The 26,334-nt window shown below is 73.6% G+C and carries 19 protein-coding genes, 1 tRNA gene and 3 pseudogenes; 11 read left to right on the top strand and 12 right to left on the bottom strand.

What is annotated here, in order from left to right; all coding sequences use genetic code 11:
* Positions 1-131: 131 nt before the first annotated feature.
* Together V1L54_RS14960 and V1L54_RS14955 are read left to right on the top strand one after the other, a co-directional pair.
* Positions 132-1,565, top strand: coding sequence for a hypothetical protein (locus tag V1L54_RS14960; protein WP_443076635.1), 1,434 nt, complete (start codon positions 132-134; stop codon positions 1,563-1,565).
* A 5-nt stretch (positions 1,566-1,570) separates the two neighbouring features.
* Complete coding sequence (locus V1L54_RS14955; protein WP_330118478.1) at positions 1,571-2,719, top strand: molybdopterin-dependent oxidoreductase; 1,149 nt, start codon at positions 1,571-1,573, stop codon at positions 2,717-2,719.
* Positions 2,720-3,023: 304 nt separating this feature from the next.
* Here the strand turns inward: V1L54_RS14955 and V1L54_RS14950 are convergent, their stop codons facing one another.
* The 3 genes from V1L54_RS14950 to V1L54_RS14940 are packed head-to-tail and all read right to left on the bottom strand — an operon-like array spanning position 3,024 to position 5,190.
* Positions 3,024-3,836, bottom strand: a complete 813-nt coding sequence (locus tag V1L54_RS14950) for a class I SAM-dependent methyltransferase (protein ID WP_330118477.1) — start codon at positions 3,834-3,836, stop codon at positions 3,024-3,026.
* A complete protein-coding gene (locus V1L54_RS14945) occupies positions 3,833-4,528 on the bottom strand; it encodes a TIGR04282 family arsenosugar biosynthesis glycosyltransferase (protein ID WP_330118476.1) in 696 nt (231 codons plus the stop codon). The genes V1L54_RS14950 and V1L54_RS14945 overlap by 4 nt, the downstream gene beginning before the upstream one ends.
* A complete protein-coding gene (locus tag V1L54_RS14940; RefSeq protein ID WP_330118475.1) occupies positions 4,525-5,190 on the bottom strand; it encodes a glycosyltransferase family 2 protein in 666 nt (221 codons plus the stop codon). The genes V1L54_RS14945 and V1L54_RS14940 overlap by 4 nt, the downstream gene beginning before the upstream one ends.
* A gap of 124 nt (positions 5,191-5,314) precedes the next feature.
* Between V1L54_RS14940 and V1L54_RS14935 the strand changes: the two genes are divergently transcribed.
* Positions 5,315-6,079, top strand: a complete 765-nt coding sequence (locus V1L54_RS14935; protein ID WP_330118474.1) for a response regulator transcription factor — start codon at positions 5,315-5,317, stop codon at positions 6,077-6,079.
* Positions 6,079-7,209, top strand: a pseudogene (locus tag V1L54_RS14930) (sensor histidine kinase); the annotation flags it as partial. The gene V1L54_RS14935 and the pseudogene V1L54_RS14930, both read left to right, overlap by 1 nt.
* On the opposite strand, the gene V1L54_RS14925 reads toward V1L54_RS14930, so the two are convergent.
* Positions 7,193-8,233: an NAD-dependent epimerase/dehydratase family protein gene (locus V1L54_RS14925; RefSeq protein WP_330118473.1), complete on the bottom strand. Its 1,041-nt coding sequence runs from the start codon at positions 8,231-8,233 to the stop codon at positions 7,193-7,195. The pseudogene V1L54_RS14930 and the gene V1L54_RS14925 sit on opposite strands and share 17 nt — an antisense overlap.
* Before the next feature lie 174 nt (positions 8,234-8,407).
* Here V1L54_RS14925 and V1L54_RS14920 point away from each other — a divergent pair, with 174 nt between their 5' ends.
* Positions 8,408-9,838 carry a lipase maturation factor family protein gene (locus tag V1L54_RS14920; protein ID WP_330118626.1) on the top strand — a complete coding sequence of 477 codons (1,431 nt, stop codon included), beginning with the start codon at positions 8,408-8,410 and terminating at the stop codon, positions 9,836-9,838.
* Between the two features lie 22 nt (positions 9,839-9,860).
* On the opposite strand, the gene V1L54_RS14915 is transcribed toward V1L54_RS14920, so the two are convergent.
* From V1L54_RS14915 to V1L54_RS14885, 7 genes are all read right to left on the bottom strand, one after another.
* Positions 9,861-10,850 (bottom strand): zinc-dependent alcohol dehydrogenase family protein, encoded by a 990-nt coding sequence (locus V1L54_RS14915; protein WP_330118472.1) that lies wholly within the window; start codon positions 10,848-10,850, stop codon positions 9,861-9,863.
* Complete coding sequence (locus V1L54_RS14910) at positions 10,847-11,758, bottom strand: carbohydrate ABC transporter permease (RefSeq protein ID WP_330118471.1); 912 nt, start codon at positions 11,756-11,758, stop codon at positions 10,847-10,849. Before V1L54_RS14910 ends, V1L54_RS14915 begins: the two co-directional genes overlap by 4 nt.
* Positions 11,755-12,732 (bottom strand): carbohydrate ABC transporter permease, encoded by a 978-nt coding sequence (locus V1L54_RS14905; protein ID WP_330118470.1) that lies wholly within the window; start codon positions 12,730-12,732, stop codon positions 11,755-11,757. Before V1L54_RS14905 ends, V1L54_RS14910 begins: the two co-directional genes overlap by 4 nt.
* A complete protein-coding gene (locus V1L54_RS14900) occupies positions 12,729-14,087 on the bottom strand; it encodes an ABC transporter substrate-binding protein (RefSeq protein ID WP_330118469.1) in 1,359 nt (452 codons plus the stop codon). The genes V1L54_RS14905 and V1L54_RS14900 overlap by 4 nt, the downstream gene beginning before the upstream one ends.
* A 163-nt stretch (positions 14,088-14,250) precedes the next feature.
* A complete protein-coding gene (locus tag V1L54_RS14895) occupies positions 14,251-14,976 on the bottom strand; it encodes a DeoR/GlpR family DNA-binding transcription regulator (protein ID WP_443076644.1) in 726 nt (241 codons plus the stop codon).
* Between the two features lie 380 nt (positions 14,977-15,356).
* Positions 15,357-16,703: an NAD(P)/FAD-dependent oxidoreductase gene (locus V1L54_RS14890; RefSeq protein ID WP_330118467.1), complete on the bottom strand. Its 1,347-nt coding sequence runs from the start codon at positions 16,701-16,703 to the stop codon at positions 15,357-15,359.
* 122 nt (positions 16,704-16,825) lie between these two features.
* Positions 16,826-17,227, bottom strand: coding sequence for a hypothetical protein (locus V1L54_RS14885; protein WP_330118466.1), 402 nt, complete (start codon positions 17,225-17,227; stop codon positions 16,826-16,828).
* 236 nt (positions 17,228-17,463) lie between these two features.
* On the opposite strand from V1L54_RS14885, the gene V1L54_RS14880 reads away from it, so the two are divergent.
* From V1L54_RS14880 to V1L54_RS14865, 4 genes and pseudogenes are all read left to right on the top strand, one after another.
* Positions 17,464-17,537 (top strand) — tRNA-Pro (locus V1L54_RS14880).
* Positions 17,538-18,580: 1,043 nt separating this feature from the next.
* Positions 18,581-20,917, top strand: coding sequence for a glycosyl hydrolase family 8 (locus tag V1L54_RS14875; RefSeq protein WP_330118465.1), 2,337 nt, complete (start codon positions 18,581-18,583; stop codon positions 20,915-20,917).
* A gap of 168 nt (positions 20,918-21,085) precedes the next feature.
* Positions 21,086-21,807: pseudogene (locus V1L54_RS14870) on the top strand (CoA transferase subunit A).
* Positions 21,807-22,142: pseudogene (locus tag V1L54_RS14865) on the top strand (CoA-transferase); the annotation flags it as partial. The pseudogenes V1L54_RS14870 and V1L54_RS14865, both read left to right, overlap by 1 nt.
* Positions 22,143-22,367: 225 nt before the next feature.
* Here the strand turns inward: V1L54_RS14865 and V1L54_RS14860 are convergent.
* Positions 22,368-23,327 (bottom strand): DUF8832 domain-containing protein, encoded by a 960-nt coding sequence (locus V1L54_RS14860; protein WP_330118464.1) that lies wholly within the window; start codon positions 23,325-23,327, stop codon positions 22,368-22,370.
* Positions 23,328-23,507: 180 nt separating this feature from the next.
* On the opposite strand from V1L54_RS14860, the gene V1L54_RS14855 reads away from it, so the two are divergent.
* Together V1L54_RS14855 and V1L54_RS14850 are read left to right on the top strand one after the other, a co-directional pair.
* Positions 23,508-23,789 carry a heavy-metal-associated domain-containing protein gene (locus tag V1L54_RS14855; protein WP_330118463.1) on the top strand — a complete coding sequence of 94 codons (282 nt, stop codon included), beginning with the start codon at positions 23,508-23,510 and terminating at the stop codon, positions 23,787-23,789.
* Between the two features lie 188 nt (positions 23,790-23,977).
* A complete protein-coding gene (locus V1L54_RS14850) occupies positions 23,978-26,266 on the top strand; it encodes a heavy metal translocating P-type ATPase (protein ID WP_330118462.1) in 2,289 nt (762 codons plus the stop codon).
* Positions 26,267-26,334 lie beyond the last annotated feature (68 nt).

Here is a 26,334-nt window from a genome sequence, read left to right as displayed (position 1 = left end):
AAAGCTACGGTCCGCTCCCCGCCCGGGTCAACGACACCCCGGCGGAGGCGGGGCGGTACGGATCTGACGGCCCGGTGACGTCCGGCCGCTCCGGGGTCCCGGCGGCTGCGCACCGGCCTAGCGTGAGACGGGTGAGCACTCCGCCACTCCGCCCGCCCCGGCCTCCCCGTACGGCTCCCCGTCCGAAGGCCCGCGGGCGGCCCCGCCGCGCACCGCGCCCGGAGCCGCACCGGGAGGACGGCCGGGTCCGGTACGACCTGTACGCCGCGGGCGCCGCCTGCGCGCTGTTCGCCCTGGCCGCGCTCGTGGGCTGGTCCGCGTACGACCCCCGCGAGACGCTGCGGGTGTCCTGGCCGCCGCTGCTCGCGCGGTGGCTGCCGCACGCCGGTCCGGGCACCCCGGCCGCCCTCGCCCTGGCCGCCGCGACCGTCGTGTACGGCCCCGTCCTGGCCCGGCGGCTGCGCTGGCGGCCCCTGCTGGCGCTCTCCTGGGCGGCCGCGCTGGCCTGGACGTGGTCGCTGGCGCTGGTCGACGGCTGGCAGCGGGGGGCCGCCGGGCAGCTGACCTCGGAGCACGAGTACCTGCGGTCGGTCGGCGAGGTCCACGGCCTCGGGGAGTTCCTGGGCACCTTCACCGACCGCATCCTGCTCCAGTCCCCCGGCAACTGGCCGGCCCATGTCGCCGGGCACCCGCCGGGGGCGGTGCTGACCTTCGCCGGGCTGGACCGGATCGGGCTGGCGGGCGGCGGCTGGGCGGCCGCCTGGTGCGTGACCACCGGCACCTCCGCGGTGGTGGCGGTGCTGGTGGCACTGCGGGCGCTGGGCGCCGAGCGGGCCGCGCGGCGGGCGGCGCCCTTCCTCGTCCTGGCCCCGGCCGCGGTGTGGGTCGGCGTCTCGGCGGACGGCTACTTCGCCGCCGTCGCCGCCTGGGGCCTCGCCCTGCTGGCCCTGTCCGCCACCGGCGCGGTGCGCGCGCCGCGCGCCGCCGCGCTGGGCGCGGGACTGCTGCTGGGCTGGGCGCTGTACCTGTCCTACGGGCTGGTGCTGCTGGCGCCGCTCGCGGCGGCGGTGCTGGTGGCGGCGCGTACCGCGCGGCCGGTGCCGTACGCGCTGCCGGGGCTCGCGCCGTGGGCGGTGGCGTTCACCGCGGGCGGCTTCTGGTGGTACGAGGGCTACACCACGCTGGTCGAGCGCTACCACCAGGGCGCGGGAGGGGTGCGGCCGTACGCGTACTACGTGTGGGCCAATCTCGCCGCGCAGGTCGCCGTGGTGGGGCCGGCCACGGCCGCCGGGCTGCGGCGGGCGGCGGCGCGGTGGCGCGGTGGCGCCGCCCGGGTCGCCGGGGCCGGCGCCCTGGCGGTGCTGGCGGCGGGCGCGCTGTGCGCCGTGCTGGCGGCGGACCTGTCGGGGATGAGCAAGGCCGAGACCGAGCGCATCTGGCTGCCGTTCACGCTGTGGCTGCTCCCGGCCGCCGCGCTGCTGCCGGCCCGGCACCACCGCCGGTGGCTGGCCGCGCAGGCGGCCGTGGCGCTGGCCGTCAACCATCTGCTGATCACCGGGTGGTGAGGAACGTGCCCGCCGGATCCCCCCGCGTCCCGTCGTGGTGGCCGCGCTTCCGCGGCGCCCTGCACGATCCGCGCACCGCGACCGTCCTGGGCCGGTGGCTTGGCGCGGCGGTCCTGGTGTGCTTCGGCACCGGGCTGGTGAGCCACGTGCTCCAGGAGCCGCCCGGCTGGGCGGCGCCGCGGCTGCCGTCCCGCCCGGTGTGGGGCTACCGCCTCACCCAGGGACTGCACGTGGCGACGGGCATCGCCGCGGTCCCGCTGCTGCTGGCCAAGCTGTGGACGGTCTATCCGCGGCTGTTCGCCCGTCCCGTGGTGCGCTCGCCGCTGCACGCCCTGGAGCGGCTGTCGGCGGGGCTGCTGGTGGGCGCGGCGCTGCTGGAGGTGTTCCTCGGGCTGCTGAACACCGCGCAGTGGTACGTCTGGCCGTTCTCGTTCCGGCGGGTGCACTGGGCGCTGGCCTGGGTGCTGGCGGGCGCCCTGCTGCTGCATCTGGCCGTCAGGGCGCCGGTGATCGCCGCGCACTGGCGGCACCGCTCGGCGGGCACCCGGGCGCTGCCCGCCGCCGACGCCCCCGACCGCCGGTCGCTGCTGCTGGGCGTGGGCACGGCGGCCGCCGCGGTGACGGCGGTGACGGCGGGTCAGACCTTCCCCCCGCTGCGGCCGCTGCTGCTGCTCGCCCCGCGCCATCCCGGGCGCGGTCCGCAGGGCCTGCCGGTCAACCGTACGGCCGCCGCCGCGGGCATCGGGCGCGAGGCGCTGCGCGACTGGCGGCTGGTCGTCGACGGGCCCCGGCCGTACGCGCTGACCCTGGAGGGGCTCGCGGAGCTGGAGCAGCACGAGGCGCGGCTGCCGATCGCCTGTGTGGAGGGCTGGAGCGCGTCGGCCCGCTGGGGCGGGGTGCGGGTGCGCGACCTGCTGCGGCGGGCCGGGGCACCGGACGGCAGCCGGGTTCGGGTGGTCTCGCTCCAGCGCCGGGGCGCCTTCGCCGTGACGGAGCTGGGCCCGTCGTACGCCCGTGACCCGCTGACGCTGCTGGCGCTGCGGATCGACGGCGAGGTGCTGCACCCCGACCACGGTTACCCGGCGCGGCTCATCGCCCCCAACCGGCCGGGAGTGCTCCAGACCAAGTGGGTCACCCGGCTGGAGGTGCTGTGATGCGGACGGTGCGGACGCTGCTGGGCCTCGCGGGCGGGGGACTGCTGGCGGTCGGCGCCTGGCTGCTGCTGACCGGCACCCGCGCGGGCACCCCGGCGGCGGTGGCGGTGTGGCTGGCGGGCGCGGTCGCGGTGCACGACCTGCTGCTGGTCCCGCTGGTGCTGGCGGCCGGACGGGCGCTGCGGCGGTTGCCCGCCCGGCCGGTGTGGCGGGGCGGGCTGGTGGTGGCCGGGTGCCTGACGCTGGTGGCGCTGCCGGTGCTGCTGCGGCCCGGCCCCCGTCACCCGTCGCTGCTGCCGCTGGACTATCCGCGTTCCTGGCTGCTGGCGGTGTCGGTGACGGCGCTGGTGACGGCCGCGGCGGCGGCCGGTGCCCCGGTGGCGCGCGGGCTGCCGGCCCGGTGGGTACCGCGGTCGGCCCGGTCGGCGGGACCGCGCAGGGCGAGGAAGGAGCGCCCGTAGGCGCTCCACTGGGCCGTCACCGTCCAGCCGCCCGCCCGGGCCCGCCGCCGCAGGGCCGTCCGGCCCAGCCGGGCCCACGGGAACCAGGGGTGCGCACCACCACCGCCGCCGTCGTCCAGCCGGACCTCCACCCGTTCCTCGACCTCCTCCGGCGCCGCCTCGGCCAGCAGCAGACCGCCGGGGGCCAGCAGGGCTCGCACCCGCTCCAGCAGGGCGGCCGGGTCGCCGCCTATCCCGATGTTGCCGTCGAGCAGCAGGGCGCTGCCCCAGCGCCCCTCGCCCGGCAGCGGGCCGAACACCGAGCGGCACAGCGCGGCCCCGCCCAGGGCGCGGGTGCGGGCGACGGCTTCCGGCGCGGTGTCGATGCCCAGCACCGGGCGGCCCAGCGCGGCCAGGGCGGCGACCAGCCGGCCCGGCCCGCAGCCGATGTCGAGCACCGGGCCGGCGCAGCGCCGCAGCACCGTGCGGTCGGCCTCGTCCGCCCCGGCGCACCACCGCTCGACCTCCAGCGGCAGCAGCCGGCCGTCGTCGGAGCGCCGCAGGTACAGGGGGCCGCGCCCGGTGCGCAGCGCGCGGGCGTACGGGCCGGCGCGCCAGGGGAGCCCGTCCCCCGCCGGGGACGGTGCCGGGCGCGGCGGGTGCGGCGGGGCGGTCACCGTGCCGCCGCCCGCCGTGGCCGGGCCCCGTCCCGTACCCGCCGGGCGCACCGCGCGTACTCCGCGGCGAAGCGGCCGCCCGGGCGCGCGGCGGTCTCGGCGGCGACGCGGGCCGCGTCGTCGGCGGTGTCCACGTCCCGCAGCACCGGCAGGTCCCGTACGGCCAGCCCGGCGTCCAGCAGCCGCCGCCGCTGGACGGCGCCGGTGCGCGCGGTGGACATCGGCACACCGCGCACCAGGTCCGGATCGGGTTCGGCCAGGCCCAGCGCCCAGAACCCGCCGTCGGTGGCCGGGCCGAACCAGGCGGTGCGCCCGGCCCAGGCGTCCGGGGCGAGCACCGGGGCCGGCAGGGCGCCGGTGAGCTGCGGGGTGTCCATGCCCACCAGCAGGGCGGGACCGTCGCAGTGGGCGAAGGCGTGGGCGATCCGCTCGTCCAGACCGCCGGGGCACTGGGGCAGCACCTCCCAGCCGCCCGGCAGCCAGGGGCCGGGCCGTCCGTCGAGGACAAGCACCCGGCGGCGGGCGGGCAGCACCGAGACGGCGGCCAGGGTGTCGGCGAGTGCCGCCGCGGCCAGCGCGGCCGCCTCGGCGGGGGTGAAGGGCGGGGTGAGCCGGGTCTTGACCCGGCCCGGCACCGGCTCCTTGGCGATCACCAGCAGGGTGAGCCCGTCCCGCGGGCCCGGGGCGCTCACCGCAGCACCCCGCGCATGTCGTGGACGGTCTGCCAGGTGCCGCGCCAGGTGCCGGTCACCTTGGAGCGGCCGGTGCGCGGCCGGTAGGGCACCTCGGTCTCGGCCACCCGCCAGCCGGCGTCGGCGGCGCGCACCACCATCTGCAGCGGATAGCCGCTGCGCCGGTCGGTCAGCCCCAGCTCCAGCAGCGGCCGGCGCCGGGCCGCCCGCAGGGGTCCCAGGTCGTGCAGGCGCAGGCCGGTGCGGCGGCGCACCATGCGGGCCAGGGCCAGGTTCCCGGCCCGGGCGTGCAGCGGCCAGGCCCCGCGCCCGGTGGGCCGGCGGCGGGCCAGGACGAGGTCGGCGGTGCCGGCCCGGAGGGGGGCGGCGACCCGTTCCACCGCGCCGGGGTCGAGGGAGGCGTCGCAGTCGCAGAAGGCGACGAGCTCCGCCTCGGCGGCCAGCAGTCCGGCGTGGCAGGCCGCGCCGAAGCCGCGGCGCGGTTCGGACACCACCCGGGCGCCGAGCTCGCGGGCGAGCCCGGCCGAGCCGTCCGTCGAGCCGTTGTCGACGACGACGGCCCGCCAGCCGTCCGGGATCCTGGACAGCACCCAGGGCAGCGCCCGGGCCTCGTTCAGACAGGGCAGCACTATCTCCCCGCGTGGGGTCATGGGGTCGGTCATTCCCCTCACCCTACGGACACATAAAGGACGTAACGGACTTGACGGTCTTACGAAACGCGGACGCCTGTCCGCCGGCCCGTCCCGCCCCGGGGACACCGGCCGGGGCGGGTGCCAGACTCCCTTCATGACCGTCCCTCCGCCGCCCTCCGCCCCGTCCCGCCGGGTGCTCGTCGTCGACGACGACCCGACCGTCACCGAGGTCGTGGCCGGCTATCTGGACCGGGCGGGCTTCGCCGTGGACCGGGCCGCCGACGGCCCCGAGGCGCTCGCCCGCGCCCGGCAGGCGCCGCCCGACCTGGTGGTGCTGGACCTGATGCTGCCCGGCCTGGACGGCCTGGAGGTGTGCCGCCGGCTGCGCGAGCGCGGCCCGGTGCCGGTGGTGATGCTCACCGCCCGCGGTGACGAGGAGGACCGGGTCCTGGGCCTGGAGGTCGGCGCGGACGACTACGTCACCAAACCGTTCAGCCCGCGCGAGCTGGTGCTGCGGGTGTCGTCGGTGCTGCGCCGGGCCGCCGCCGGGCGGCAGCCGCCCGCCGCCGGGCCGCTGCTGCACGGCGGCGGCATCACCCTGGACCCGGTGGCGCGGACCGTGCGCGACGCGCGCGGACCGCTCTCCCTGACCCTGCGCGAGTTCGACCTGCTGGCGCACTTCCTGCGCCACCCGGGCCGGGCCTTCGGCCGCGCGGAGCTGATGTCGGCGGTGTGGGGCTGGGACTTCGGCGATCTGTCGACCGTAACCGTGCACGTGCGGCGGCTGCGCCACAAGGTGGAGGCCGACCCGGCCCGTCCCCGGCTGGTCGTCACCGTGTGGGGCGTGGGTTACCGCTTCGACGGCGGCCCGGACGGCGCTCCGGCGGACGCTCCCCACGGTGCCCGGGAGGAGGACTGATGCCGCCCGTCTCCGACCTGCTGCTCATCGCCCTGTACGCCGGGGCCGGGGCCGCCGCCGTGGGCGCGGCGGGCGCGCTGGCGCTGCGCGCGCTGCGCCGCCGCTCGGTGGCCGTCTCGCTGGCCGTCCTGACCGCCGCCACGGTCGGCGCGATGCTGGCCGGGACGCTCTCGGTGGCCTGGGCGATGTTCCTCAACCGGCACGACCTGACGGTGGTGACGGTGGTGTGCGCGGTGGCCGCCGCCGCGTCCGCCCTGACCGCGCTGCTGCTGGGCCGCCGGCTCATCGCCGGGCACCGCGCGCTGGAGCGCGCCGCCCGCACCCTCGGCCGGGAGGGCGGTTTCACCCCGCCGGACTCCCCCGCCCCCGCCGAACTGGCCTCCCTGGCCCGGCGGCTGGCCGAGGCCAGCGCCTCGCTGGCCGCCGCCCGGGAGCGGGAGCGCGCCCTGGAGTCCTCCCGGCGCGAACTGGTCGCCTGGATCAGCCACGATCTGCGCTCCCCGCTGGCCGGGCTGCGCGCCATGGCCGAGGCGCTGGAGGACGGCATCGCCGAGGACCCCGACCGCTACCACCGGCAGATCCGCTCCGAGGTCGAGCGGCTCAGCGCGATGGTCGGCGACCTGTTCGAACTCTCCCGCATCCAGGCCGGTTCGCTGGCCCTGTCCCCCACCCGGATGTCGGTGTACGACCTGGTCAGCGACGCCATCGCGGGCGCCGGGCCGCTGGCCGCCGAGCGCGGCGTGCGGCTGGCCGACGACGGCGTGGACACCGTGCCCGTGGAGGTGGACGGCCGGGAGATGACCCGGGTCCTGGCGAACCTGCTGGTCAACGCCATCCACCGGACCCCGGCCGACGGCACGGTGGCCGTCGCCGCCCGCCGCGCGGAAGACGCGGGAGGGCCAGGGGACACGGTGGTGCTGTCGGTGACCGACGGATGCGGCGGCATTCCCGCCGAGGACCTGCCGCGCGTGTTCGACACCGGCTGGCGCGGCAGCGACGCCCGTACGCCCCCGGCCGGCGCCGGGCTGGGGCTGGCCATCGTGCGCGGCATCGTCGAGGCGCACGCCGGGCGGGCCTCGGTGCGCAACGTGCCCGGCGGCTGCCGCTTCGAGGTCACCCTGCCCGCGGCGGCTCCCGCTCCCGCAGGGGCTCCTTCGCGAAGCGCGCCATCCCCTCGCCGAAGCCGACCGCCGGCCGCCAGCCCAGCTCCCGGCGCAGCCGCGCCGAGGAGGCGGTGATGTGCCGTACGTCCCCCAGCCGGTACTCCCCCGTCACCACCGGCTCGGGCCCGCCGAAGGCCGCCGCCAGCGCGCGGGCCGTCTCGCCGACGGTGTGCGGCTCGCCGCTGCCGGTGTTGTACGCCCGCAGGGTGCCCTCCGGCAGCCCGCCGGCCGCCTCCAGGGCCACGAGGTTGGCCGCGGCGACATCCGCCACATGGACGAAGTCGCGGCGCTGCGCCCCGTCCTCGTACACCCGGGGCGGCTCGCCGCGCTCCAGCGCGGAACGGAAGAAGGAGGCCACCCCGGCGTAGGGGGTGTCGCGCGGCATCCCGGGTCCGTACACGTTGTGGTAGCGCAGGCTGACGGCCCGTCCGCCGGTGGCCCGGGCCCAGGCCGCGCTCAGGTGCTCCTGTGCCAGCTTGGTGGCGGCGTAGACGTTGCGCGGGTCGGCCGGGGCGTCCTCGCCGACCGCGCCGGGGACCAGTCCGGCGCCGCAGCGCGGGCAGGGCGGCTCGAAACGGCCCGCCGCCAGGTCCGCCGGGCGGCGGGGGCCGGGCCGCACCGTGCCGTGGCGGGGACAGTCGTACCGGCCCTCGCCGTACACGACCATCGACCCGGCGAGCACCAGGCGCCGTACCCCCGCGTCAGCCATCGCGGCCAGCAGCACGGCGGTGCCCAGGTCGTTGGCGCCCACATAGGCGGGGGCGTCGGCGAAGTCCCGGCCGAGGCCGACCATCGCGGCCTGGTGGCAGACCGCGTCCACCCCGCGCAGGGCACGGGCCACCGCCTCCCCGTCGCGGACGTCGGCCCGCACCCCGGTGCCCCCGGCGGCGGAGGCGGTGTCCAGGACGACGGGTTCGTGACCCGCCGTCCGCAGGGCGTCGGTGATGTGCGAGCCGATGAAGCCCGCTCCTCCGGTGACCAGTACGCGCATGCCGCCACGCTAGGGACCCGGCGGGCGCCGCGGGTGCCGGGGCGACGGCACGTCAGCGATCCGTAAGGACCGCCGCCGCCCCGCATTCCGCGGCGCCCGCCCGTCACCCGTACGGACCCGCTCCCGCCCGGGGCTGCCGCATGGCGGCGGCCCCCGGTGGTACCCATGGGCGCCATGGAGTGGTTCGAGGCACCCGAGTACTGGCTGAGCCGACTGGTCCTGCAGCGGGCCGTGGCCGCCCTCTATCTGGTCGCGTTCGTCTCGGCGGCCCTGCAGTTCCGGGCGCTGATCGGCGAGCGCGGGCTGACCCCGGCGCCGGACTTCCTGCGCCGGGTGCCCTTCCGCGCCTCGCCTTCGCTGTTCCACTGGCGCTACTCCGACCGCCTCTTCGCGGCCGTGGCCTGGTCGGGGGCGGCGCTGTCGGCCGCGGTCCTGCTGGGTGCCGCCGACCGGGTGCCGCTGGCGGTGTCCATGCTGATGTGGGCCCTGCTGTGGGCGCTGTACCTGTCGATCGTCAACGTCGGGCAGACCTGGTACGCCTTCGGCTGGGAGTCGCTGCTGCTGGAGACCGGCTTCCTGGTGGTCTTCCTCGGCAACGCGGACGTGGCCCCGCCGATGCTGGTGCTCCTGCTGCTGCGGTGGCTGCTGTTCCGGCTGGAGTTCGGCGCGGGCCTGATCAAGTGGCGCGGCGACCCCTGCTGGCGGAACCTGACCTGCCTGGACTACCACCACGAGACGCAGCCGATGCCGGGACCGCTGAGCTGGTTCTTCCACCACCTCCCGAAGCCGGTGCACCGGGTGGAGGTGGCGGCCAACCACCTCACCCAGCTCGTCGTCCCCTTCCTGCTGTTCTTCCCGCAGCCGGTGGCGAGCGCGGCCGGGCTGGCCGTGATCGTCACCCAGCTGTGGCTGGTGGCCTCCGGCAACTTCGCCTGGCTCAACTGGCTGACGGTCGTGCTCGCCCTGGCGGCCGTGGACAGCTCCCCCGTCGCCGGGACGCGGGAGTACGGCCAGGTGCCGCCGTGGTACGTGGCCGTCGTCATCGGGGTGACGGTGCTGGTGCTGGTGCTCAGCTGGTGGCCGGTGCGCAACCTGCTCACCCGCCGGCAGCAGATGAACCGCTCCTTCAACCCCCTGCACCTGGTGAACACCTACGGCGCCTTCGGCAGCGTCACCCGGCTGCGCCACGAGGTGGTGATCGAGGGCACCGACGAGGAGCGGATCACCGGGAGCACCCGGTGGCGGGAGTACGGGTTCAAGGGCAAGCCGGGCGACCTGCGGCGGCTGCCCCGGCAGTACGCGCCGTACCACCTGCGGCTGGACTGGCTGCTGTGGTTCGCCGCGCTCTCGCCCTCCTACGCCGCGCCCTGGTTCACCCGGCTGCTGCGCAAACTGCTGGAGAACGACCCGGACACGCTGCGGCTGCTGCGCACCAACCCCTTCCCCGACCGTCCGCCCGCCCAGGTGCGCGCCCTGCTGTACCGCTACCGCTTCACCACCTGGCGGGAGCTGCGCTCCACGGGCGCCTGGTGGGACCGGGAGCTGGTCGGCCCGTACGGGCAGCCGGTCTCCCGGCCGCCCGCGGACACCCCTGGCACTCCCTGATCCCCTTGCGGCGGGCACGCCCTTACGGCACCACCACGATCTTCCGCCCCACCCCCGCCGCGAACCGCTCCAGCGCGTCCGGGTAGCCCTCCAGCGGCAGCCGGTCGCTGATGAAGACCTTCGGGTCGATGATCCCCGTCGCGAAGAGGTCGGCGGCGCGCTCGTAGCTGTGGAGCACCGCCATGGAACCGGTGATGGTGATCTCCTGGTTGTAGATGCGGTAGGGCTCGATGGTCACCTTCGTGGCGTAGTCGGAGACGCCGAACTGCAGAAACGTTCCGGCCTTGGCCACCCGGCCCAGCCCGTCCTGGATCGCCTTGGCGTTGCCGGTGGCGTCGATGACCACGTCCCAGCCCTGCGGGCGGTCGAGCTCGTCGGCCGCGGCGGCCGCGGCCGAGCAGCCCAGCTCCCGGGCGGTGGCCAGCCGCCCGGGATTGACGTCGACCACGTCGACCCGCGCCGCGCCCGTGCGCTTGGCCAGCTCCAGCATCATCAGGCCCATCGTCCCCGAGCCGTAGACCAGGACGCTGGCGCCCATCCGCGCGGCGAGCACGTCGTAGCCCCGCACCGCGCAGGACAGCGGCTCGATCAGCGCCGCGTCCTGGACGTCGACGTGCTCGGGGAGCTTCACGCAGTTGGCCACCGGGGCCACGGCGTACTCGGCGGCGCCACCCGCCACGGTGACACCGATGGCCGCCCAGCGCTCGCACATGTTGTTGTGGCCGACGCGGCAGTAGCGGCACTCGTGGCAGTACAGCGAGGGATCCACCGCCACCCGGTCACCGGCGGCCAGCTCGGTCACCCCGGTCCCGACGGCGACGACCTCGCCGGCGAACTCGTGCCCGGGCACGACGGGGAGCGTGGGCGCGAACTCCCCCTGCATGATGTGCAGGTCGGTACCGCACAGCCCGCAGGCGGCGACCTTCACGACCACCTCGCGCGGCCCGGGAGTGGGGTCGGGCACGGTGGTCAGGACGGCCTTGCCGACGGACTCGATGACGGCGGCTCTCACTTCACGGCTCCTAGCGACAGGCCCTGGACCAGCTTGTCCTGGGCGGCGAACCCTGCGGCGAGCACCGGCAGGGAGATGACGACCGAGGCGGCGCACACCTGGGCCAGGAACAGCCCCTGGCTGGTGATGAACCCGGTCAGGAACACGGGCGCGGTCTGCGCGGTCACCGAGGTCAGCACCCGGGCGAACAGCATCTCGTTCCAGCTGAAGATGAAGCAGATCAGCGCGGTGGCGGCGATACCGGGCCCCACCACCGGCGCGATGACCCGGGCCAGGACGGTGGGCAGCCGCGCCCCGTCGAGCTGGGCGGCCTCGATGAGCGCGGTGGGCACCTCGGCGAGGAAGGACTGCATCATCCACACCGCGATCGGCAGGTTCATCGAGGTGTAGAGGATGACCAGCAGCCAGATGTTGTCGAGCATGCCGGTGTTCTTCGCGAACAGGTAGATCGGCAGCAGTCCGGCCACGATCGGCAGCATCTTGGTGGACAGGAAGAAGAACAGCACGTCCCGCCACTTGCGCACCGGCCGGATGGACAGGGCGTACGCCGCCGGGAACGCCAGCAGCAGCACGAAGGCCGTGGAGAAGACCGACGCCATGGCCGAGTTGATCAGCGGCGGCCAGGGGCTGGCCCCGCCCCCGGCGCCGAAGAACTCCCGGTAGCCCTCCAGGGTGAGGGGCGCGGCGAGCGAGGGCGGGTTGGTGGCGGCGTCGGCCTCGGAGTGCAGCGAGGTGAGCACCATCCAGGCGACCGGCAGGAAGAAGACGAGCCCCACCACCCAGGCCAGCAGGCCGAGGGCGGCGTTGCGGCGCCGGGTGCGGCGCAGGTCCGGATGCGCCGCCGGGCGCGGCGCCGGGCGGGCCGGCGCGGTGCCCGGCGCGGCCGGGGCGGGCACGGTGGACGTCATCGGGACACCTCCTCACTGAACAGGGACGAGACCACCCGCAGGGCGAAGGTGGCGATGACGATCGAGCCGATGACGACGAGGACACCCGCGGCGGAGGCCAGGCCGTACTCGTGCGCCCGGTAGAAGGTGTGGTAGATCGTGTACGGCAGGTTGGCGGTGCCCAGCGAACCGGCGGTGATCGTGAACACCGCGTCGAAGTGCTGCACGATGTAGATCGAGCCCAGCAGCCCGCCCAGTTCCAGATAGCGCCGCAGGTGCGGCAGCGTCAGATGGCGGAAGATCTGCCAGCCGCCGGCGCCGTCCAGCCGGGCGGCCTCCAGCGTCTCCGTCGGGAAGCTCTGCAGTCCGGCCAGCACGATGAGCATCATGAACGGCGTCCACTGCCACACCAGCGAGGCCTCCACCGCCAGCAGCGGCATCTCGGAGATCCAGTCGGGCTGGACGACCTCCTCCATCCCCACCAGTGAGCCCAGCCAGTTCAGCGCGCCGTTGAACAGCCCGTACTCCGGGTTGAACAGGGCGTGCTTCCACAGCAGGGCGGCGGCTACGGGGACGATCAGGAAGGGCGCGATGAGCATGGTGCGCACCAGGCCGCGGCCCCGGAAGGAGCGGTTCAGCAGCAGCGCCAGGACGAGCCCCAGGACGAGGCTGGCCAGGACCACGGTGGCGGTCAGCACCGCCGTGGTGACCACCGAGGACCGCATGGCCGGGTCGGAGAGCACCGAACCGTAGTTGGACAGCCCCGTGAACTCCCGGGCGTCGGGGTCCAGGGCGTACCAGTCGAAGAGGGAGATCACCAGTGTCACCGCGAACGGCAGCTGGGTGACGGCGATCAGGAAGACCAGCGCGGGCAGCAGGGGTGCCCGGGTGGCCCAGGCCCGCAGTCGGCCGGGGGGCCGGACGGCGGGCCGCACGGGGGCCCGGGAGGGGGGCGCGGTGGGCGGCGGGGACTCCGCCGTGAGCTGCACGGTCATCGGTTCCGGTACTCCTCGCCGACCTTCTCGGCCAGCCGCTGCGACGCCTCCAGCGCCTCCTCGACGGACTTGTTCCCGGCGATGGCCGCGCTGATCTGCTGGGAGACCTTGGTGCCCAGGTCGGTGAACTCCGGGATGCCGACGAACTGGATGCCGGGCGCGGGCCGCTTCTGCGTGCCCGGGGACTCCGGGTCGGCCGAGGCGATGGCGTCCCGGGTGATGTCGGCGAAGGCGCCGGCCTCCTCGAGGTACTCGGGGATCTCGTAGGTGGAGGTGCGCTTGCCGGCCGGGACGCTGGCCCAGCCGATCTCCTCGCCGACCAGCTTCTCGTACTCCTTGCCGGAGGCCCAGGAGATGAACTTCCAGGCGTTGTCGGCGTTCTTGGAGGCCTTCTGCATGCCCCAGGCCCAGGTGTAGAGCCAGCCGGAGCTCTCGGTCTCCTCCACGGGGGCGGGGACGTAGCCGATCTTCCCCTTCACCGGCGAGTCGCCGGCCTCCAGCGATCCGGCGCCGGCGGTGGCGTCGTACCACATGGCGGTCTTGCCCTGGGTCATGTTGTTCAGGCACTCGGCGTACCCGGCCTGCGCGGCGCCCGCCTCGCCGTGCTCGCGCACCAGGTCGACGTAGAACTTCACGGCCTCGGTGGTCTCGGGCGAGGTCAGCTTCGCGTTCCAGTCCGCGTCGAACCAGGTGCCGCCGAAGGTGTTGATGACGGTGGTCAGCGGGGCGATCACCTCGCCCCAGCCGGGCAGACCGCGCAGGCAGATGCCCTTCATGTCCTGCTCGGCGGTGTCCACCTTCTCGGCGAGGTCGGCGACCTGCTGCCAGGTGGGCTTGTCGGGCATCTCCAGACCGTGCTTGTCGAAGACGTCCTTGCGGTACATCAGGAAGGACGACTCGCCGTAGAACGGCTGGGCGTAGAGCCTGCCGTCCTCGCCGGTGAGCGACTGCCGCATCGAGGGCAGGATGTCGTCGTGGTCGTACTCCGCGTCGTCCTGGATGTACTCGTCGAGGGCGTGCAGCCAGCCGTTCTTGGCGTAGATGGGCGTCTCGTAGTTGCTGATGGTGGCGACGTCGTACTGCCCGGCCTGGTTGGAGAAGTCCTGGCTGATCTTGTCGCGGACGTCGTTCTCGGGCAGGACGGTGAAGTTGACCTCGATGCCGGTCTCCTCGGTGAAGTGCTCGGCGGTCAGCTTCTGCAGTTCGGCCATCGGCGGGTTGTTCACCATCAGGACGTTGATGGAGTCACCGTCGGAGGAGGCGGTGCCGCCGGCTCCGCTGCAGGACGCGAGGAGGGTTCCGGCCGCGGTCGCGGCGATCAGGGCACGTGCGGTGTGCCGGGTCCTTCTGTACATGGCGGGCTCCTTGCCTGGTGTTGCCTGGTGCATGGTGTTGTCTGAAGTCGGTGGGGCGCCGTCCGCGGGCATGCGGGTGCCGTGCCGCCGGCGGACGGTGCTCGTTCGCGGTGTGGAGGATCGGTCGGTGAGGCGGTGGCCGGTCCGGTCCGGCCGCGGGGCGCTACACCCGGATGACGTGCGGTCCCCGGAGCGAGTAGCGGTGCGCCTCGGCGAAGGGCAGCGCGTTGCCGGTGACGATCGTCTCGAAGTCGGACACCTCCGCGAACCGGCAGAAGCTGACCGCCCCGAACTTGGTGTGCGTCCCCGCGAAGATCCTGCGGCGCGCGGCGCGTACGGCCGCGGCCTTCACCTCGCCGACCGCCGGGTCGGGCGTGGTGAGCCCGTGGTCGCGGGAGATGCCGTTGGCCCCCACGTACGCCAGGTCGATGACGAATCCGGAGAGCATGCGGGTGGCCCAGTGGTCGACCGTGGCCAGCGTCCCGCCCCGCACCCGGCCGCCGAGGAGCAGCACGGTGAAGTTGTCCGCCTTGGCCAGTATTCCGGCGGTGGCCAGCGAGGTGGTGACGACGGTCAGCGGCCGGTCGCGCGGCAGCGCCTCGGCGATGAGCTGGGGGGTGAAGCCCTCGTCGACGAAGAGCGTCTCGGCGTCACCGAGCAGTTCGACCGCGGCAGCGGCGATCCGCCGCTTCTCCGGAACGTGCCGGGTCGTGCGGACGGCGAGGGTCGTCTCGAAGCCGGCGCTCTCCACCGGGTAGGCGCCTCCGTGCGTGCGCCGCACCAGACCGTGGTCCTCCAGGACCCGCAGATCGCGGCGGACCGTCTCCTTGGCGACGGACAGTTTCTCGGCGAGCGCGACGACCTCGACCGAGCCCAGCCGGCGGGCCATGGCGAGGATCTCTCGCTGCCGCTCCTCGGCGTTCAATCGCCGCTCCTCCCTGTGCCGGTCGTTCCAGTTCCGGGCGCCCGAACCTGCCCGTTCGGATGCGTGGGGAGATTTCTACCCTCCGGGAGGAGGCCTGGCCAGGTTCTTCCCGGCAGGGATCATGACCGCTTGGGCCCGCTTCCGAGGACTTCCGGGCGACGGAAAGCGCTGCTCGAAGTCTTGCACGGCGCCCGGGCATGCCCGAGCGTGCCCGAAAGGCCGTCCATGGCTGCCCGTTATTCGCCCGGATCCGGACCGCGGCCGCACACGCGGATGCCCGTGGCGGGCCGCTTCCGGCCCGCCACGGGCATCCGCGAGGTGGGGCGGAACGCCCCGGAGGCGCGCTATCCGCGCTGCCCGGCGGCCTCCTGTTCGCCCGGCAGCCGGGCCGTCTCGGGCGAGGCGGTGTCCAGCGGCACCGACCAGGCGTCCAGCACCCCGAGCTGGACGGCCTGCCGCCGCAGCACGGCGTCCAGCGCCCAGTCGGCGGCCACCCGGATCCGGTTCCCGGGCATCGCGGCGAGGTGGTAGCCGCGGGTGACGAGGTTGGCGACCGGCCCGGACAGCGGGATGTTGAAGGGGTTCGCCGCGGCCTGCAGTCCGCCGAGGTCGACGACGAAGCCCAGGTCGCTGTGCTTGTAGGGACGGCGGGTGCCGATGCCGTAGGAGGCCATGATGTTGTTGGCGGCCGCCTTGCCCTGCCGGTGGGCGTGCTGGGCGGTCATCGGCGTGTACTCCCCCGGCTTGGTCAGGTCCGGCACCGCCGCGGCGTCACCGCAGGCGAACACCTTCGGGTGACCGGGGACGTTGAGGTACTCGTCGACCACCAGCCGCCCCTTCTCGGTGGGCAGCCCGAGCTGCTCCACCAGCGGGTCGGGCCGCACCCCGACGCACCAGATCAGCGAGCGGGTGGGAACGTACTCGCCGGTGTTCAGCACCACCCCGTCCCGGGTGGCCTCCTTCACGGAGGTCCCGGTGCGGATCTCCACCCCCCGCTTGCGCAGCACCCGGTCCGCCGTCCGGGACAGCTTCTCGTCCAGCCCGGGCAGCACCCGGTCCGCGACGTCGATCAGCATCCAGCGGGGCCGGGCGTCGGCCCGCAGCCCGCCGGCGCTGCGGGCGTGCTGGCGGGCGAGCGAGTCGGTGAACATCTTGCCGTGCGCGGCCACCTCGGTCCCCGTGTAGCCGGCGCCCACCACCACGAAGGTGCAGCGCGCCCGGCACTCCTCCGGGTCCTCGGCGTTGGCGGCCAGGGCGATCTGCCGGCTGATGTGGTCGCGCAGGTACAGCGCCTCCGGCATGCCCCGGAACCCGACCGCGTGCTCGGCCACGCCCGGGATGGGCAGCAGCTTGTTCACGCTGCCGACGGTGAGGACCAGCCGGTCGTACCCCAGCCGCTTCTCACGCCCCTCGGGGTCGGTGTACGAGATCGCCTGCCCGTCCAGGTCCACCCCGTGCACCTCGCCGAGCACCAGCCGCACCCTGGGCAGCGTCCCGGCCAGTGACACCGAGACCCGGCGGGCCTCCAGCAGGCCCGCCGACACCTCGGGCAGCAGCGGCAGGTACAGGAAGTAGTCGTTCGGGTTCACCAGGACGATCTCGGCCGCTCCCCGGAGCTTGCGCGACAGCGTCCTGGCGGTCTGGTATCCGGCGAAACCCGCACCGACGATCACTATCCGCGAACGGCTCACGTGCTACTCCAGTCCTCGGGACCAACGGCCAGGGAGACCGCGTTTCCCGCCAGGGCCCGGACAAACCAGGACCGGATACCCACCCTGTGCGACGCCGCCGCGCTCACTCCTCCCGGCAGGGATCACTCACGCGGGCACTCCGCCCCGGGAGCGGGCTTGAACTCCTTCTGGTTCCGCTTCAGCCCGGTGACGGTCGCGCCGGTGTCACCGGCGGCGTACCGGCCGGTGGCGAGGCGGTTCTCCGGATAGCTGCCGGCGCAGTTGATCCGGACGACATAGCCCGCCTCGTCGGTCAGGCGCGCGACCACGTCGTCGAAGACGAGCCGCAGCCCCTCGGTGGTGCTGACCTCGACGACGATGTTCCGCGACGGCCCGCTCTCCTCCTCCTCGATGACGGAGTAGAGGGGCATCTCGGTGGGGGTGGGCTCACTGGCCGCGTCGCTGTCGCTCTGCTGGCAGGCGGTGACCGGGAGGAGGAGGCAGGCGAAGGCTGCCAGGGCGCGTGGGGCGAGTCGTGCGTGCATGACACCAGAGTGGCGGACCGGATTCCGCTTCACACGGTGAGTGATACTAATGTTACAGAGGGGTTGACCGGGACAGTGCGCATCCCGCGCCGGACCGGTGGAGCCGGGCGGAGCGCCGCCGAAAAGCCCTGCCCACCCACCACCGCCCCGGCACCCGGTGTGCGCATCCACCCTTCGGAGTGCGGTATGGTTTCTGTGCGCGATCGGCGAGGGGCCAGCCCCGAGCCGAGAGGCACCGGGACGTGGCGCAGCTTGGTAGCGCACTTGACTGGGGGTCAAGGGGTCGCAGGTTCAAATCCTGTCGTCCCGACAGTGTCGGAAGGCGCTTCGGCCGGGGAGAAATCCCAGGTCGGAGCGCCTTTTGCCGTCTGACGGCACACCAGACCGACCGGGGCGCCGCCGCCCCTGCGGGGACCACCTGGGGACCAGCCCCGGGAAGAAACCGCAGACCAGAGCACGTTTTCTTGGGAACCAAGATCATGCCCGGTCTCTGCTCGATTGTCGGGTTCCTACAACACCCGGAGCGCCACCCCCGTCGGCTTCGGCGGGCCGGCCGCCACCGACAGATGGCCGCCGGGCGAGCGGCCCACCCCGGTGACCGGCCGCAGGCCCGGGTGAGACAAGGCCGACGGCAGCCAGCGATCCGTGCCTGGCGATCTTTCGCGGTGCATGGAGCGGGACCCTGGTATCGGCCGGCCATGTCGATCCGATGAGGGCACGCCGACCGAACGGACCCGGAAACACCGCCCTGACCTGACACCCGGCCGCACCGACGCCGCTCCGCCGCGTCCGGCCCGAGGGCCCGAGGGCGAAAGCAGCCGATCCGTCACGGTCCGCCGAGGGCTGCCCGACCACCGCAACGGGCGGCGCCCGCCAGGCACCGGGGAATCCCCGCAGGGCCCGGCCATGAAGGGCTCCTGGAACGGGATGACGCACAGGCTCCGAGGGGTTCACATCGCCGCGTCGCCCGCCGGATCGAGAGGTCGCGGCCTGGGACGTGCCTGCCGGGGAGGGGAGACAGACACCTCCGGAAGGGCCGAAAAGATTCCGGAATCGACTGACCTCAGATCGGTTTTCACATGGATGTTCACTGAGTGAAGTGAGCAAGCGCTGACCCTGTGAACTGGCAACATAACTTGAACGGCGCTGAGAGTTTTTCGAAATGTTTCCGTTACACGAGTGTTGACCGGAGTCCTGACAGAGCTTCAGAATCAGTGCGACCGCCCGGGATTGACCCGCACCTGTCATTTCCTGGGCCCCTTCCAGCCGGACCCCTTCCAGGAGGACGCGGTGTACGCACGCCGACGACGTGGGCCGCACTTCCCACTCAGCCGTTTCGCCCTGAGTGCCGCTTTGGCAGCGCTCTGCGCCGGTCTGGTCGCCCCGGCCGCACTGCCCGCGCAGGCCGCGGCGGTCCTGTCCACCGCGCAGGCCGAGGCCATGACCGCCGACGGGGGCTGCACCAGTCTGGAAGCCGACCGGGCGGTCTACTACTGCAACAACGACAGCACCTACGCCACACACACCTTCGACCGCGCGGGGCGTTACCGGATCGAGGTCACCGGCGCGTCGAGCGCCGCCAACACCGCCGGGATCAGTGTCTCGATCGGCGGCCGGAAGACCGCGGCGCTGTCTTTCTCCGGTACCGCCTGGAGCGAGCAGGAGGCGGTCTTCGACATCGCCGCGGCCGGTCCGGGAGAGGTCCGGTTCACCCTGGAGACCGACAACGGCAGCAACGACACCTACCTGGACGAGTACACGCTCACCTACGAAGGTCCCACGCCGCCCACACCGCCCGCGCCGGTGCCGCCCTCCACGGGCGCCTACGCCAGCGGTGAGTACCGCAACCTGTTCCAGGAGTGGGACGGGAGCCTCACCGACGCCGCCGTGCGGGCCAAGCTCGACACCTACTGGAACTCCTTCTTCACCAGCACCGACGACACCCGGCGCCTGTACTACCCCTCCGGTTCGAACGCCGACGGACCCATGGCCTACATCAGGGACACCGGCAACGGCGACGTACGCTCCGAAGGCATCAGCTACGGCATGATGATCGCCGTCCAGATGGGCAAGAAGGCCGAGTTCGACGCCATGTGGAACTGGGCCAAGACCTACATGCAGCACAAGAGCGGCGCCCGCGCCGGCTACTTCTGCTGGCAGGCCACCTACAGCGGCTCCTGCCAGGACAACAATCCGGCCACCGACGGCGAGGAGTACTTCGCCACCGCGCTGTTCTTCGCCGGACACCGCTGGGGCGACGGCCAGGGCATCTACGACTACACGGACGAGGCCAACGCCATCCTGGACGTCATGCTCCACAAGGAGGACATGAACGGCGGCGTCGTCGAGAGCGTCACCAACATGTTCAACCGCACCCACAAGATGCCGGTGTTCGTGCCCTACGCCAACTCGGCCACGTTCTCCGACCCCTCCTACCACCTGCCCGCGTTCTACGAGCTGTGGGCCCGCTGGGCCGAGGGCTACCAGGACCAGCAGGCCGCGGACCGGCAGTTCTGGCGGGAGGCGGCCCGGACCAGCCGCGCCTACTTCGCCAAGGTCACCCATCCCACCACCGGTCTGAACCCCGACTACGCCGAGTTCAACGGCACCCCCAACAACACCGGCAACCACGGCGACTTCCGCTTCGACGCCTGGCGCACCTCGATGAACTGGGCCGTCGACCACGCCTGGTGGGCCGCCGACAACACCGCCGTCACCCTCACCAACCGGCTCCAGACCTTCTTCGAGTCCGAAGGCATCAACGCCTACGTCAACCAGTACTCCCTGGCCGGCAACCCGCTCTCCTCCGACCGCTCACCAGGGCTCATCGCCACCAACGGCGCCGCGTCCCTCTCCGCCACCCACTCCCGCGCCTGGCAGTACGTCGAGCAGTTGTGGAACCTCCAGCCGCCCACCGGCCAGTACCGCTACTACGACGGTCTCCTGAACTTCATGGCCCTGCTGCACGCCAGCGGCAACTTCCGCATCTACCATCCCGACGGTGCCCCCGACGAGCCGCCCGCCGACACCGCACCGGCCGCGCCCGGTTCGCTGACGGCCACCCCCGGCGGCGCCCTGTCGATCACGCTCAAGTGGAGCGACAACGCCCACAACGAGACCGGCTTCCGCGTCGAACGCCGCACCGGCTCCGGCAGCTGGACCCAGCTCGCCTCCCCCGCCGCCGGGACCACGACCCACACCGACACCGGACTGACCGCCGGAACCGCCTACACCTACCGGATCAAGGCGGTCAACGCAGTGGGCGAGTCCGCCTGGTCGAACGAGGCCACCGCCACCGCCACCGCCACTCCCCGGACCCGGGACGCCTACGCCACCCTCGAAGCCGAGTCCTACGACGCCTCCTCCGGCGTCACCACCCGTAGCGACGACAGTGGCACCGTCGTGCACTTCACCGGCTCCGGCAGCCATATCGCCCTCAGCGACGTGCAGTTCGGCACCACCAGCGCCGGCAGCGTCCGGCTCCGCGCAGCCACCACCGCATCGGGCGTCAACGTCCACGTCCGCCTCGGCAGCGCCACGGTTTCTCCCGCCTGCACCGTCTACCCGGACGGCAACGGCACCTGGCACCTGAAGGCCAACAGCTGCTACCCCAAGCCCACCGGGACTCACACCGTCTACATCACCACCACCGGCGCCGTCACCCTCAACCACCTCACCTTCATCCCCTGACCTCTGATTCCCCCACCACCAGCGCGTCCGGCCGGGACTGGCCACCGTCTTCCCCGGGCGCGCTGATGGTGACGGTGTGCGGGGCCGCGGTGCGGCGGCCGGGCGACCGCACCGTTTCCGGCGGACCGGCCGGCGGCACCCGGCCCATGGAGGTGGCGAAGGCAGGAAGTGGCTGCCCACGGTGACGACGACGTTCGTGGCCCATCCGTTGGACACGCGGGCGACGCGCTGAGCGCCGTCGCCGTGCGGCATGCCCGTGGACGACGCCGACTCGTGCACCAGGGCCGCCAGGCGCGGCGGGCAGGCGTCCGGCAGGGCCGGATCGCCCGGGTCACCGGCTCCTGTGTGGGCGAGAACGAGGAGTTCGCCCGCCAGTACCTGGCCGGGGGATCGAGCTGGAGCTGATCCACCAGGGCACCCTGGCCGAGCGGCTGCGCGCCGGCGGCTGCGGGATCCCCGCCTTCTACACCCCGGCCGGCGTCGGCACCCTGGCCGCCGAGGGAGGACTGCCCTGGCGGTACGCCCCCGACGGCACCGTGGTGGCGGCCTCCCCGCCGAGAGAGGTGCGCGAGTTCGGCGGCCGCGAATACGTTCTGGAGCACGGCATCACCACGGACTACGCCCTCGTGCGGGCCGCCCGCGGCGATCGCCACGGCAACCTGGTCTTCGCCAAGTCCGCCCGCAATTTCAATCCGCCGGCCGCCATGGCCGGCCGCGTCACCCTGGCGGAGGTGGAGGAGCTGGTCGAGCCCGGGGAGATCGATCCCGACCACGTCCACCTGCCGGGCGTCTTCGTCCAGCGGCTGGTCGCGCTCACTCCCGAGCAGGCGGCCGACAAGGCCATCGGACGGCGCACCGTCGCACCGGCGCGAGAGGCGGTACGGAGCTGATGCCCTGGTCCGGGGAGGAGATGGCCGCCCGTGCCGCCGCCGAACTCACCAACGGCAGTTACGTCAACCTCGGTATCGGCCTGCCGACCCGGATTCCCAACCACCTGCCCGAGGGCGTGAACGTGGGGCTGGAGTCCGAGAACGGGCTGCTGGGTGTCGGCCCGTACCCGGCCGAGCACGAGGTCGGCCCGGACCTCGTCAACGCCGGCAAGGAGACCGTCACCGTGCTCCCCGGCGCCTCCTTCTTCGACTCCGCGCTCTCCTTCGGCATGATCCGCGGGGGCCACATCGGCACCGCCGTCCTGGACGCCGTGCAGGTCTCCGCCCTCGGCGACCCTCCCCCACGGACACCTGGCGGACGTCGCGCTCTCCGAGACCCTGCGCACCGCTGAGGATCTCGGCCGGGGCCATGGCCCCGGCCGTGCGGGCCTTCCTCGCCCGGCACCTCACGGCACCTTGACACTTCAAGGCCGACAGGCCACGGAGCAGCCCACGAGCCGGGCCGTTGAACGATAACCCCACGATGGCCGGTGAGAGGTCGATCCGTTCAGCCGCCCTCGTCAGTGCTGGTGCGCACCGCCTTCTTCGTGGACCACTCCGTCCTTCTTCTCCTCACTGGCCTTCGCGCCTGCGGTGACGGTGAAGGCGGCGGTGCGGACCTTCCCGTCGTGCTTGAAGTCGAGGAAGAGGCGGTAGGAACCGGCACTGGGCGCGGTGGCGGAGAAGGAGACGGTGGGGCCGGGCTCGGTGGTGCCGTTGCCGGGCTCACCGCCCGGGTGGACGTGGAGGTAGGCGAGGTCGCCGGCGCGCAGGGCGACCAGGTGGCCGTAGGCGCCGAGGTAAGGCTGGAGGTCGGTGACGGGACGGCCGTCCTTGGCGACCTTCAGGCCGAGGGTTCCGGTCGCCCCGGGGCGCAGGGAGCCGTCGAGGGTGACGGTGTAGCCGTCGACAGTGGCGGTGGGGGACGGCTCGGGGAGTTCCTCGGGCTCGTACTCGCCGACGGCGGCGAGGTCGGCGCCCAGGGTGAGGGGCTTCGCGCCCTCGGCAGCGGGGACGAAGTCGGCGAAGACGCGGTAGTCGCCGGCGGCGGGGAGGTCCAACGGGACGCTCCAGGCGCCGCCGGCGACCCGCTTCGGGTGCAGATGGCGGTAGACCGCCAGGTCCCGCGAGGCCAGGATCAGATGGAGCTGCTTGCCGTGCTCGGTGCGGTAGGAGGTGAGCGGCCGGCCGTCCTCGCCCCGGATGGTGAAGCTCAGCTCCGTCTCCTCGCCCGCCTTCACGCGCGAGGTGTCCAGGTCCAGGGTGTAGCCACCTTCGGAGATCTGCAGGCCGCCGGCCGGCGTCTCCCCGTGTCCGGCCTCCTCTCCCCTGTGCCCCGGCGCGACGTCCTGGTGGCCGGCGTGCGCCACGTGAGCGGGTTCGGCGGATACGGGGTCCACGGCGTTCCCCACCCCGTACGCCGCCCCGAACGCGGCCGCGAGCGCGGCGGCGAACGCGGTGATCCTGAGCCCGGTGTTCATGGTGCTCTCACCCTCCTTGAACGTGCCCTGCCCAATCAGGTCTCGACACGGAAGCATATACCCCTAGGGGGTATATGCAAGTGAACGGCGAGGACTTGTCAAACATAGGGGCGGGGGGTATACATGACGACACCATTAATACCCCCCAGGGGTATAGAAGAGATCTCTCGGAGGAACACCATGTCGTCCTGCTGCACCCCCGACGGAAGCTGCTCGACCGGCACCACCCAGACCGCCACCCTCAAGGGCACCACCACGGTCTACGCGGTCGCCGGCATGACCTGCGGCCACTGCAAGGCCACCCTCACCAAGGTCATCGGCGACCTCGACGGCGTACTGGCCGTCGAGGTCGACGTCGCGGCCGGCCACGTCACCGTCACCACCGCCGGCGCGCCCGACGACACCCGGATCGCCGAGGTCGTCGACGAGGCCGGATACGAGCTCACCGGCCGGGCCGCCTGACCCGTCCTCGCCTCGCGCCTTCCCCATGCCGGGCCCCCCGTCCGGCGGGCCCGGCACCCGCTCCTCCCGTCCGGCGAGGGCGGGAGGCGCGACCGTGGCCGGCGCGGTCACCGGCCGCGGAATCCCGGCCTCCCGTCCGTCCCCCACACCACACCCAGCGCCTGATCACTTCTGTCCGAGGAGCAGTGATGACCACCACCGCCAGCGAAGCAGCTGAAGTCGAACTCGCCATCGGCGGCATGACCTGCGCCTCCTGCGCCGCCCGTGTCGAGAGGAAGCTCAACCGCATGGACGGTGTGAGCGCCACCGTCAACTACGCCACGGAGAAGGCCAAGGTCTCCTTCGGCGAGGGCGTCGGTGTGGAGGACCTGATTGCCACCGTCGAGGCCACGGGCTACACCGCCACGCCCCCCGCCCTCGATCGCGAGGCAGCCGGCGGCGGCTCCGGGGAGACGGCCTCCGCCGCGGGCGGGAGACACGAGGATGACGAGCTGCGGCCGCTGCAGCAGCGTCTGTTCACCGCCGTGGTCCTGGCCGTGCCCGTCATCGCGCTGGCCATGGTCCCGGCCTGGCAGTTCACCTACTGGCAGTGGCTGTCGCTGACCCTGGCCGCACCCGTGGTCACCTACGCCGCCTGGCCCTTCCACAAGGCGGCCTTCACCAACGCCCGGCACGGCGCGGCCACCATGGACACCCTGATCTCGGTGGGCACCTCGGCCGCCTTCCTCTGGTCCCTGTGGGCGCTGTTCCTCGGCACCGCCGGAACACCCGGCATGACCCACCCCTTCGAGCTGACCATCGCCCGCACCGACGGAGACGCCAACATCTATCTGGAGGCCGCCGCGGGAGTGACCGCCTTCATCCTGGCAGGCCGCTACTTCGAGGCCCGCTCCAAGCGCAAGGCCGGCACCGCCCTGCGCGCCCTACTGGAGCTGGGCGCCAGGGAGGTCACCGTCCTGCGCCCGGGAGGACGCGAGGAGCGCGTCCCCGTCGCCGAACTGGCCGTCGGGGACCGCTTCCTGGTCCGCCCCGGTGAGAAGATCGCCACCGACGGCACCGTGGTCGGGGGCTCCTCGGCCGTGGACGCCTCGATGCTCACCGGAGAGTCCGTCCCCGTCGAGGTCGGCGTGGGCGACGCGGTCACCGGCGCCACCCTCAACGCCGGCGGCCGGCTGGTCGTCGAGGCCACCCGCGTCGGCTCCGACACCCAGCTCGCCCGGATGGCCAAGCTGGTCGAGGACGCCCAGAACGGCAAGGCCGCCGCCCAGCGCCTGGCCGATCGCGTCTCCGCCGTCTTCGTGCCCGTCGTCATCGTCCTGGCCCTGGGCACCCTGGGCTTCTGGCTCGGCAACGGGGCGGGCTGGACCGCGGCCTTCACCGCGGCCGTCGCCGTCCTGATCATCGCCTGCCCCTGCGCCCTGGGCCTGGCCACCCCCACCGCCCTGATGGTCGGCACCGGACGCGGCGCCCAGCTCGGCATCCTCATCAAGGGGCCCGAGGTCCTGGAGAACACCCGGCGCGCGGACACCGTCGTCCTGGACAAGACCGGCACCGTCACCACTGGGAAGATGACCCTTCTGGCCGTCCACACCTCCGAGGGCGAGGACGAGAGCGAGGTGCTGCGCCTGGCCGGCGCCCTGGAGCACGCCTCCGAGCACCCCATCGCCCAGGCCGTCGCCACCGGGGCCACCGAGCTGGTCGGCTCCCTGCCCGCTCCGGAGGACTTCGCGAACGTCCCCGGGCTCGGCGTCCAGGGCATCGTCGACGGCCACGCCGTCCTCGTCGGGCGCACCCAGCTCCTGGAGCAGTGGGCCATCGAGCTGCCCGCCGACCTCGCCCGCGCCCGGCACGACACCGAGGCCGCCGGCCGCACCGCCATCGCCGTCGCCTGGGACGGAGCCGCCCGCGCCGTCCTGGAGGTCGCCGACGCCGTCAAGCCCACCAGCGCCGAGGCCATCACCCGGCTGCGCGCCCTCGGACTCACCCCCGTCCTGCTCACCGGCGACAACCGCGCCGTGGCCGAGGCCGTCGCCCGCGAGGTCGGAATCGACGCCTCCGGGGGCCGGGTGATCGCCGAGGTCATGCCCCAGGACAAGGTCGACGTCGTCAAGCGCCTCCAGGCCGAGGGCCGCTCCGTGGCCATGGTCGGCGACGGCGTCAACGACGCGGCCGCCCTCGCCCAGGCCGACCTCGGCCTGGCCATGGGCACCGGCACCGACGCCGCCATCGAGGCCGGCGACCTCACCCTCGTCCGCGGCGACCTGCGCGCCGCCGCCGACGCCATCCGCCTGGCCCGCAAGACCCTGTCCACCATCAAGTCCAACCTCTTCTGGGCCTTCGCCTACAACGTCGCCGCCCTGCCGCTGGCCGCCGCCGGACTGCTCAACCCGATGATCGCGGGAGCCGCCATGGCCTTCTCCTCGGTCTTCGTCGTCGGCAACAGCCTCCGGCTGCACCGCTTCCAAGCCCAGTCCTGAAACGGCCCACCGGCACCACCCGTCCGCAACACACCACATCGAGATCGCGAGGCCGGGGCTCCCAGCCC

The organism is Streptomyces rubellus, from assembly GCF_036323805.1.
Taxonomy (GTDB): Bacteria; Actinomycetota; Actinomycetes; order Streptomycetales; family Streptomycetaceae; genus Streptomyces.
This window is presented reverse-complemented; position numbering and strand designations above follow the sequence as displayed.

Bases quoted from the DNA above. Each gene is read 5' to 3' on its own strand.
- V1L54_RS14900 (WP_330118469.1), bottom strand. From the start codon at position 14,087: ATGTACAGAAGGACCCGGCACACCGCACGTGCCCTGATCGCCGCGACC.
- V1L54_RS14860 (WP_330118464.1), bottom strand. From the start codon at position 23,327: ATGAACACCGGGCTCAGGATCACCGCGTTCGCCGCCGCGCTCGCGGCC.
- V1L54_RS14940 (WP_330118475.1), bottom strand. From the start codon at position 5,190: ATGACCGACCCCATGACCCCACGCGGGGAGATAGTGCTGCCCTGTCTG.
- V1L54_RS14895 (WP_443076644.1), bottom strand. From the start codon at position 14,976: ATGGCCCGCCGGCTGGGCTCGGTCGAGGTCGTCGCGCTCGCCGAGAAA.
- V1L54_RS14925 (WP_330118473.1), bottom strand. From the start codon at position 8,233: ATGCGCGTACTGGTCACCGGAGGAGCGGGCTTCATCGGCTCGCACATC.
- V1L54_RS14910 (WP_330118471.1), bottom strand. From the start codon at position 11,758: ATGACGTCCACCGTGCCCGCCCCGGCCGCGCCGGGCACCGCGCCGGCC.
- V1L54_RS14855 (WP_330118463.1), top strand. From the start codon at position 23,508: ATGTCGTCCTGCTGCACCCCCGACGGAAGCTGCTCGACCGGCACCACC.
- V1L54_RS14850 (WP_330118462.1), top strand. From the start codon at position 23,978: ATGACCACCACCGCCAGCGAAGCAGCTGAAGTCGAACTCGCCATCGGC.
- V1L54_RS14905 (WP_330118470.1), bottom strand. From the start codon at position 12,732: ATGACCGTGCAGCTCACGGCGGAGTCCCCGCCGCCCACCGCGCCCCCC.
- V1L54_RS14920 (WP_330118626.1), top strand. From the start codon at position 8,408: ATGGAGTGGTTCGAGGCACCCGAGTACTGGCTGAGCCGACTGGTCCTG.
- V1L54_RS14885 (WP_330118466.1), bottom strand. From the start codon at position 17,227: ATGCACGCACGACTCGCCCCACGCGCCCTGGCAGCCTTCGCCTGCCTC.
- V1L54_RS14935 (WP_330118474.1), top strand. From the start codon at position 5,315: ATGACCGTCCCTCCGCCGCCCTCCGCCCCGTCCCGCCGGGTGCTCGTC.